Origin of the sequence: Rhodopseudomonas sp. BR0C11 (genome assembly GCF_010820945.1) — a bacterium.
In the GTDB taxonomy this organism is placed as follows: Bacteria; Pseudomonadota; Alphaproteobacteria; order Rhizobiales; family Xanthobacteraceae; genus Rhodopseudomonas; species Rhodopseudomonas palustris_H.
The window spans coordinates 1-8,803 of the sequence record NZ_QTKI01000189.1 but is presented as its reverse complement, the minus strand read 5'-3'; the positions used below and the strand labels follow the sequence as shown (position 1 = coordinate 8,803).

Here is an 8,803-nt window from a genome sequence, read left to right as displayed (position 1 = left end):
CATCGGATCCTGGACGATGATCGTCTCCGGCCGTGTCCAGGCTTCGGCGAGCCGGTTGAGGTCCTGATGGTGATGATACGGATTGCCGCCGGCCCAATACACCAGCCGGGTGTCCGGATAGGTCTGGGTCTTGCCTTCATAGGTGAAGGTTCCGCCGGGGTTCAGCAGCATGTCGCTGATCCGCGCCACCGGAATGAAGCTGTCGATCGGCCGCGTCAGCTGTGAAATCGCCGGCGACTTGCCGATGTTGAACGGCGAGCCGACGCCGCCGAGCGACGCGTAGCCATAGCCGACACCGCCGCCGGGCAGGCCGATCTGGCCGATGATCGAGGCAAGGCCGAGCGCCGACCAGAACGGCTGCTCGCCGTGATGCGCGCGCTGCAGGCTCCAGCTCACCGTCAGCATGCTGCGGGTGTCGACCAGACGCCGCGCGAGCTGACGAATGCTCTCGGCATCGAGGCCGCAGATCTCCGCCGCCCACGCCGCATCCTTGCGGACGCCGTCGGCGGAGCCGTCGAGATACGCGATCAGTTGATCGGCGCCGCTGGTGCAGCGGTCGAGGAAGTCGCGGGCGTGCCGGCCTGCCAGCACGATCTCGCCGGCGAGGCCGAGCATCAGCGCGGCGTCGGTGTTCGGACGGATCGGCCACCATTCGGCGCCGACCCACTCCGGCAGATCGTCTTTCAGCGGCGAGACATGCACGATGCGGATGCCGCGATCTGCGATCTTGCGCAAATACGACTCGACGCGGTGGATGCCGATGCCGCCGGCTTCGGTCTGCGCGGTGCGCGGCGACAGCGCGCCGAACACCACCAGCGTCTCGGTGTGTTCGGCGATGGTGTCGAGCGTATTGGCGCGGCCGTCGCAGGCGTCCGAGCTGCCGAGCGTGTGGCGCAGGATCACGGGGCCTGCAGCGATCGAATAGGTGTCGACGTGACGGGTGAAGCCGCCGACCAGATTGAGCATCCGCTTCAGCAGCGAGGAAGCGTGGTGCAGCCGGCCCGAATTGGTCCAGCCATAGGAGCCGGCGAAGATCGAGGCGTTGCCGTAAGTCGTCGAGACGCGGCGGATTTCATCGGCCACCAGCGTCGTCGCTTCGTCCCAACTGACCGGCACGAACTTCTCGGCGCCGCGCTTGCGCCGGTCGCTGTGCTCTCGTTTCTCCAGCCAGCCGGCGCGCACCAGCGGGCGCGGCACGCGGCGCTTGGGGTTGGCCCATTCCGGCACCGAGTGAATGATCGGCGACGGCGCGGGATCGTGCGCGAACGGCTCGACGCCGACGATGCTCCCGTCCAGCACCAGCAGCGTATAGGCGCCCCAGTGGCTGCAGTGCGGGATTCGCTTGATCTCACTCACGCGCCGTCTCCGTAGGATGATGGCCGGTCGGCTCAGGATGCTTGCGACAGCGGCTGTGCGATCTCGCGCCGCATCTGCGCGGCGAAGTCCGGATAGGTCTCGGCGACTTCGTCGTAGACGCGCTCGCGCAGCAGCTTCAGCACGTCCGGATCGGGCAGCGGGGTCTGTTCCGGCACGTCGTCATGCGCAAACTTGAAGCCGGTCGCTTCCTTGATGGCGGTGAGGTCGTAGCCGGGATGCACGCTTTGCAGGTCGAAGCCGCGGCGGTCCTTGTCGAAGCGGAACAGCGCCTTGCTGGTCAGCAGCGCGATCGGGCCGCCGGTACGATACACGCCGTCGTCGCTGACGCCCGGCGCGCTGATGAAATCGACTTTCTCGACCATCGCGCGCGGGGTGTGCTCCTCGCGGAACAGGATCACGCGCGGCACGACGTAGTACAGATAGGCCGATCCGAACGAGCCCGGCCAGCGCACTTGCGTCTGCGGATACTCGCCGGTGCCGACCAGATTGATGTTGCCCTGGCCGTCGATCTGGCCGCCGCCGAGGAAGAAGGCGTCGATGCGGCCCTGGCCGGCGCAATCGAACAGCTCGGCCGAACCGTTGGTGAAGAAGTTATGCTCGACCGAGCCGAGGATCGAGATCCGCGGTCCGGTCTCGCCGGCCTGCTGCTTCAACGCCCGCAGCAGCATCGCGCCCGAGGCCGGAATCGGCGAGGAGGCGCCGACCGCAACATGGCGAACGCCGTCGAGCAGCTTGGCGATGGTGCAGATCAGGATCTCGCGCGGATGAATGTCGGTCATCAGGCGGGCTCCATCTGCGTCGTCGTCATGTATTCGGCAAAACCTTCGGCGGTGCGCGCCGCGCGGGCGTAGCGAACGAGTTCCTGGGTGTCGGCCTGATATTCGCCCCACAGCCCGTAGGGCCACGCGCCCTTCGGCGCGAGCGCGACTTCAGTGACATAGATCGCCGGCAGCACGCCGGCCGCGGTGATCTCGTTGGCGAGCAGGCTGTCGTCGACGATCCGCTCGACGGTCACCAGCGTGATCGCCGACGCATAGGCCATCGCCGCGAGTTCGCGGCGGCGGCCGATCCAGACGTTGCCGAAGCGGTCGGCCATTGGGGCGTGGAAGATCGTGACGTCCGGCTTGATCGCGGGGATCAGCACGACGGGATCGCCGCCGTCGGCCAGCGGATTGTCGATCACGCGCCAGTCCTTGCGATGCCGCAGGATGTCGCTGCCGATCAGGCCGCGCATCGGCATGAACGGGCTGCCCTTCTGCGCCGCCATCAGGCCGGCGTGGATCGCCGGGCAGGTCGCGTCCATCAGCTTGATCGAGCCGTCCTTGACGGCTGCGTTGAACCGCGGCGCGCCGCCGGCCTCGCCGAGCGTCACCGCGCTGGTCTCGACGGTGCGCACCAGGCCCGAGCCGATCAGCTGATCGACCTGAAGGCCGCCGGTCGGCACGCAGATGAGATGGAGGTTGCCGGTTTTGCGCTCGATGATCGGACGCGTCATCGCCATCGAGACGCCGGCATAGTCGACCGGCACGGCCAGCCGGATTCCCGGCTCCACATACTTCGCCAGTCCGCGAAGATCGCTCGCCACGATCAACCTCCCGATTTTGTGTTCTATATTGTAGAACGTCTTTCCAAATAAAATTAGTCGCGCATCCGATCCTCTGTCAATGCCGATCGTATTGCTGCGTGGCGCTTCGGCGCATCTGCATGACGGCTCGGCGCGCGCCACCGCGTCGCAGCGCACGTTCCCCGACTTGACAAGACCAAGTCGCCCGCCAAGAATAATTGGAATAGCGTTTCATAATATAGAACGACGAAGTCGGGAATGATCAGGGAGGGAACGATGGCCGAGCCAGTGGCTCTGCGCGCAGGGAGTTTCGGCGCGCGAGGTGCAGCATCGCAGGCCACGCAAACGCGGCAGGCCATCGGCTCCAGCATCGCTGTGCGCGAAGCCGAAAAGCGCTACGGCCAGTTTCACGCGGTCGACCGCATCAGCCTCGATATCGAGCCCGGTGAATTCATCACGCTGCTCGGCCCGTCCGGCAGCGGCAAGACCACGCTGCTCAATCTGCTCGCCGGCTTCCAATCCCTCGACGGCGGCGAAATCCTGGTCGACGGCAAGCCGGTGCATAACGTGCCCACGCACAAGCGCGGCTTTGGCATGGTGTTCCAGAGCTACGCGCTATTTCCCAACATGACGGTGACGCAGAACGTCGCGTTCCCGATGCGGATGGCCGGTGTCGATCGCGCCACCACCGCGCGGCGCGTCGCCGAGACGCTGGAGATCATGCGGCTGTCGGCGCACGCCAACAAAGCGCCGTCTGAAATGTCCGGCGGCCAGCAGCAGCGCGTCGCGATCGCGCGCGCCATCGTGATGCGGCCCAAGGTCGTGCTGATGGACGAGCCGCTCAGCGCGCTCGACCGTCGTTTGCGCGAATCGATCCAGATCGAAATCCGCGATCTGCACCAGACCATCGGCAGCACGATTCTGTTCGTCACCCACGACCAGGGCGAAGCGCTGACCATGAGCGACCGCATCGCCGTGCTGGATGCCGGCAAGATCGTGCAGATCGGCCGGCCGCTCGACATCTATCGTCACCCCGCCAATCGGTTCGTGGCCTCGTTCGTCGGTGAGAGCAATCTGATCGAAGCCGAGATCATGCAGAAGCGCGGCACCACGGTGACGCTGAAGAATCGTTCGGGCTATGTGTTCGAAGCCGAGAGCCGCGATGCGATCGACGTCGGTCGTGTCACCGTGCTGGTCCGTCCGGAGCGCATTGCGATTGCGGACGAGCCAAATGCAAATTCGACGCCGGTGACGGTGACCTCGGCGATCTTCCTCGGCGAGACCCTGCGCATCGAGGCACAGATGGAGAGCGGCGAGACGCTGCTGGTGCGCTGCCCCGATAGCGCCAAGCGGCCGCTGCCGAATATCGGCGATCGTCTGCATGTGAGCTGGGGCCCGGAAGACTGCTGGGTGCTGGCATGACGACGCTCTCGCTGACCGACGAGCCGCGGCGTCAGCCTTCCTCCAGTCTGGCGATGAAGCTGAAGAACCCGGCGCTGCTGCTGCTGCCGGCGGTCGCATTTTTGGGCTTCATCTATTTGCTGCCGTTGATCGATCTGATCCGCATCAGCATCAGCGGCCCGAGCTGGCTGACTTACTTCCAGCGCGTCTTCGCCGTGCCGCTGTATTGGGAATCGCTGGTCCGGACCATGCAGATCTCGGTCACGGTGGCGTTCCTGTGCCTGCTGTTCGGCTATCCGACCGCGCTGCTGATCCATCGCACCCGTGGTCTGACGCGTGCGTTGATCGCGACCGCGATCGTGCTGCCGTACTTCATCGCGATCCTGATCCGCACCTACGCCTGGATGGTGCTGCTCGGCCGCACCGGCCCGGTCAACAAGCTGCTGGTCGCGATCGGCGTTCTGGGCGAGCCGGTTCAGCTGCTGTTTCATCGCGGCACCGTGCTGCTCGGCATGACTGCGGTGCTGCTGCCGCTGATGGTGCTGACGATCTATTCCAGCGTGTCGCGGCTCGATCCCGGCCTGACGCGTGCGGCGCTCGCCTCCGGCGCCGGACCGATCGCGGTGTTCTGGCGAGTGTTGCTGCCGTTGACGTTGCCCGGCATCGGCGCCGGCTTCCTGCTGGTGTTCGTCGCGGCGATCGGCTTCTTCATCACGCCGACGCTGCTCGGCGGACCCGGCGACCAGATGTTCGCCATGCACATCACCCAGCAGGCAGATTCGGTCACGTCGGAAGGCTTCCTACAGGCGCTCGGCGTCGTGCTGTTGCTGATCACGCTGGCGGTGGTGGCGATCGCCGGCCGCTTCCTTGGCCTCGAGTTCATCTGGGGCGGCCGCAAGCTGACCGAATCCACCCCTGCAAGCCCGACGCATGTCGCTGCGAACGATCCGGCGCGCCGCACCATCGGCAGCAGCCTCGCTGATACGATCGGTTGGCCGCTGCTGCGGCTGCTCGGGATGCTGCCGACCGGCGTCGGCACCTGGACGGTGCGACTGATGGGCGGCGTTGTCGTCGCCGTGCTGATCCTCCCCATCATCGTCGTGATGGTGATCTCGTTCAGCAGCGCCAGCTATCTGACCTTTCCGCCGCCGGGCTTCTCGCTGCGTTGGTACGAGCAGTTCTTCTCCGACACCAACTGGATGCGGGCGTTCTGGACCTCGGCGCTGATCGCGGCGGTGTCGGCCTTGATCGCGGTCGGGCTCGGCACCAGCGCGGCGCTCGGCATCGTCCGCGGCAACATCCGCGGCAAGTCGGCCATCATGCTGCTGCTGGTCAGCCCGATCATCGTGCCGCCGGTGGTGCTCGGCCTGTCGCTCTACAGCCTGTTCCTGAAGTTCGATCTGATCGGCTCGGTGTTCGGCCTCGCCGCCGCCCACGCCATCGGCGGCCTGCCGATCGTGGTGGTGATCCTGGCGGCCGCGCTGCAGGGCGTCGACAAGCGGCTCGAACAGGCGGCCGCGGTGCATGGTGCTTCATCGCTGACCGTGCTGCGGCTGGTGACCCTGCCGGCGATCGCACCGGGCCTCGCGGCGGCGACGTTCTTCGCCTTCCTGCATTCGTTCGACGAATTGGTGCTGACCCTGTTCCTGTCGAGCGCACAGCTCAAGACGCTGCCGCTGATGCTGTGGGGCGACATCAACTACCGGCTCAATCCGGTACTGGCGGTGGTCTCCACGCTTGAAGTTCTGCTGGTCGTGGGAGGGCTGTTCCTCGCCCGGCCGGTGCTTGCGACCTCGCAAAAAGCGAGCTGACGACAAACAATCAAACCACGAGGAAGACGCACGATGTTGGGACTGAAACGCTTCAGACTGCCGGCCTTGGCCTCGGCGGCATTCATCGCCCTGGGAGCGGCGACCGCCTCCGCCCAGAGCAATGTCGTCATCATGCAGGATCCGGGCGGCGGCTACGGCGATGCGCTGCGCAAGGTGATGTACGACCCGTTCGAGAAGGAAACCGGCATCAAGGTCGTCACCGTGCAGGAAGCCCGCAGCGGTCCGCGCATCAAGGCCCAGGCCGAAGCCGGCAAGGCGCAGTGGGACCTGACCTTCATCTTCGATCAGGAAACCAAACTGCTCGGCGACTGCTGCCTGGCCGACATCGATTATTCCAAGCTGTCGGAATCCGCGCACAAGACCCTCGCGGCGATGCCGGATAATCTGAAGCGCAAGAAGGGCGTCGCGCTGCAGGTGATCGGCGTCGGTCTCGTCTACAACAAGGACAAGTTCAAGGGCGACAAGGCTCCGCAGACCTGGGCCGACTTCTGGGACGTGAAGAAATTCCCCGGCCGCCGCTGCATGCCGGCGTGGCCGCGCTTCACCTTCGAAGCCGCGCTGATGGCCGACGGCGTCACCAAAGACAAGCTGTATCCAATCGACATGGATCGGGCGCTCAAGAAGCTGAAGGAGATCAAGCCGCACGTCGTGAAGTGGTGGACCACCGCCGCGCAGCCGCCGCAGCTGATCCTCGACGGTGAAGCCGACATGTGCCTCGCCTACACCGGCTCGATGAGCAAGCTGGCACTGGAAGGCGCTCCGATCGATCTCACCTTCAACCAGGGTTTCGTCTATTACGACTTTTTCTCGATTCCAAAAGGCGCGCCGAACTACGACAATGCTCTGAAGCTGCTGTCGTGGCGTCTTGATCCGAAGCGCGCCGCGCAACTGACCTCCACCTTCCCGGTGGCGCTGCCGTCGAAGGTCGTGTTCGATGCGGCGACCGACAAGAACATTGCGCGATATTGGGCCAACAACCCCGACAACGTCGCCAAGGCGATCGAATGGAGCCCGGATTTCTGGGGCGCCAAGTCGCCGGCGGGGAATTCAACCAATGAAGAATACGGACAAGAAAAGCTGAACGCGATGCTGGCCCAATAAGGCGACTCGCAGCAAACTCCGACCGGCAGTCACGACTGCCGGTCGTTATTTCCAACAAAGAGATATTGCCCCGGCCGCCTGAATGGACAAAGCTTTCATCAAGGGACTTCGACTGCTCGAGACCCTTGCGCTCAGCGATCAGCCGCGCGGTGTCACCGACCTCGCCAACCAGCTCAAATTCACCAAGAGCAACGTGCACCGGCTGCTGGCGACTTTGCAGTCGCAAGGCTATGTCCGCCAGATCCCGCCGCACAGCACCTACGAGCTGACCACCAAGCTTTGGGAGCTCGGCCATCACGTCATCCAGCGCATGGATCTGGTGCGGATCGCGCGGCCGGCGATGACCAAGCTGGCCGAGGTCACCGGTGAAACGGTCCACCTGTCGGTGCTCGACGGCACTGAAGTGTTGTACGTCGACAAGATCGAAAGCGCCCATCACATCCGCGCCCACACCAGTGTCGGGATGCGCGCGCCGGCTTTCACGGTCGCGACCGGCAAGGCCATGCTGGCGCAGATGCCGGACGATTATCTCGAGATCCTGCGCCCGCATCTGAAGCGCTATACGGATTCGACCCGCACCACGATCGAGGACCTGCGCGAAGACATCCGCACCATCCGGGCGCAGGGCTATGCGTCGGTGCTGCACGGCGAATGGCGCGAAGGCATCGCCGCCTGCGCCTGCGCCATCATCGGCCGCTCCGGCGAACTGATCGGCGCGATCGGCATGTCCGGCCCGGACATCCGCGTCAAGCGCAAGCAGATCAAGGAATACTCCGCCCACGTCATGGAAGCCGCCCGCACCATCGGCCTGGCGCTCGGCCATGGCGGGATGAAGTAAGGGCTTCGTCGCTCCGCTCCTCGCAAGGACGAGCGGAGCGACTGGTGTTCGGCGCGATCAGCGCCGAGATGCGCCGCTGCCGCTGTGGATCACAGACTGCGCTTCACGAAGCTGTCGATCGCGGAAGCGATCAGGTCCTTGTCGTTGTCGATCGTCGCGACGTGGTAGGAGTTGTCGAGCCACAGCGTCTCGATCCGGCTGGAGCCGACGTGGTTGGCGATCACGGTCGCGTTGGCCGGTGACAGCACGTGGTCGACGCGCGAGTTGATCACCAAGGTCGGGCACTTGATCCTCGGCAGCAGCGCGCGGGCGGTGGCGGCCAGCCCCATCACCTGCTTGACGCAGGTCACCGGGACCTGATCGTAGGCGAGCTCCTTGGTGGTGGTGTCGACCATGTCCGAGCCGATGCCGGGGACGAATTCCGGCAGGCCGCGCGCGTAGGCCAGCCCGGCAAGGTCGGGCGAGTCGATCTGCACCGCGGCGTTGATCGGCACGACGCCGGCGACCTTGTCCGGATGTGACGCCGCCAGATACAGCGACAGCGTGCCGCCCATCGACAGTCCGGCCACGAAGGTCTTGTCGCATTTGGCGGACAGCTCGAGCAGCGCGTCCTCGGCACAGTTGACCCAGTCATTGGCGGTGGTTTTGGCCATCGCGGCCGGCGAGATGCCGTGTCCGGGCAGCCGCGGG

General features: G+C 65.3%; 8 protein-coding genes. 4 read left to right on the top strand and 4 right to left on the bottom strand.

Annotation, left to right across the window (positions count from 1 at the left end):
* The 3 genes from DYI24_RS15280 to DYI24_RS15270 form a co-directional block, all read right to left on the bottom strand.
* Window positions 1–1,356 (bottom strand): molybdopterin-dependent oxidoreductase (locus DYI24_RS15280; RefSeq protein ID WP_164572897.1); only part of this gene is annotated, 1,356 nt, incomplete at its 3' end.
* Window positions 1,357–1,388: 32 nt separating this feature from the next.
* The gene (locus DYI24_RS15275; RefSeq protein WP_107357122.1) at window positions 1,389–2,156 is read right to left on the bottom strand and encodes a CoA transferase; all 768 of its coding nucleotides are present in this window, start codon (window positions 2,154–2,156) and stop codon (window positions 1,389–1,391) included.
* On the bottom strand, window positions 2,156–2,962 hold the full coding sequence (locus DYI24_RS15270; RefSeq protein ID WP_164572896.1) for a CoA transferase subunit A: 807 nt from the start codon (window positions 2,960–2,962) through the stop codon (window positions 2,156–2,158). Before DYI24_RS15270 ends, DYI24_RS15275 begins: the two co-directional genes overlap by 1 nt.
* Window positions 2,963–3,217: 255 nt before the next feature.
* Here DYI24_RS15270 and DYI24_RS15265 point away from each other — a divergent pair, with 255 nt between their 5' ends.
* From DYI24_RS15265 to DYI24_RS15250, 4 genes are all read left to right on the top strand, one after another.
* On the top strand, window positions 3,218–4,363 hold the full coding sequence (locus tag DYI24_RS15265) for an ABC transporter ATP-binding protein (protein WP_164572895.1): 1,146 nt from the start codon (window positions 3,218–3,220) through the stop codon (window positions 4,361–4,363).
* Entirely contained in the window at window positions 4,360–6,153 is a 1,794-nt protein-coding gene (locus DYI24_RS15260; RefSeq protein ID WP_164572894.1) for an ABC transporter permease subunit, read from the top strand. Before DYI24_RS15265 ends, DYI24_RS15260 begins: the two co-directional genes overlap by 4 nt.
* Window positions 6,154–6,186: 33 nt before the next feature.
* Window positions 6,187–7,275: an extracellular solute-binding protein gene (locus tag DYI24_RS15255; RefSeq protein WP_164572893.1), complete on the top strand. Its 1,089-nt coding sequence runs from the start codon at window positions 6,187–6,189 to the stop codon at window positions 7,273–7,275.
* An 82-nt stretch (window positions 7,276–7,357) separates the two neighbouring features.
* Complete coding sequence (locus tag DYI24_RS15250) at window positions 7,358–8,113, top strand: IclR family transcriptional regulator (protein WP_164572892.1); 756 nt, start codon at window positions 7,358–7,360, stop codon at window positions 8,111–8,113.
* 89 nt (window positions 8,114–8,202) lie between these two features.
* Here DYI24_RS15250 and DYI24_RS15245 read toward each other — a convergent pair.
* The coding region (locus DYI24_RS15245; RefSeq protein WP_164572891.1) for an alpha/beta hydrolase at window positions 8,203–8,803 on the bottom strand (601 nt) is incomplete at its 5' end.

Coding starts and splice junctions, on each gene's coding strand:
- DYI24_RS15260 (WP_164572894.1), top strand. CDS start 4,360: ATGACGACGCTCTCGCTGACCGACGAGCCGCGGCGTCAGCCTTCCTCC.
- DYI24_RS15255 (WP_164572893.1), top strand. CDS start 6,187: ATGTTGGGACTGAAACGCTTCAGACTGCCGGCCTTGGCCTCGGCGGCA.
- DYI24_RS15265 (WP_164572895.1), top strand. CDS start 3,218: ATGGCCGAGCCAGTGGCTCTGCGCGCAGGGAGTTTCGGCGCGCGAGGT.
- DYI24_RS15275 (WP_107357122.1), bottom strand. CDS start 2,156: ATGACCGACATTCATCCGCGCGAGATCCTGATCTGCACCATCGCCAAG.
- DYI24_RS15250 (WP_164572892.1), top strand. CDS start 7,358: ATGGACAAAGCTTTCATCAAGGGACTTCGACTGCTCGAGACCCTTGCG.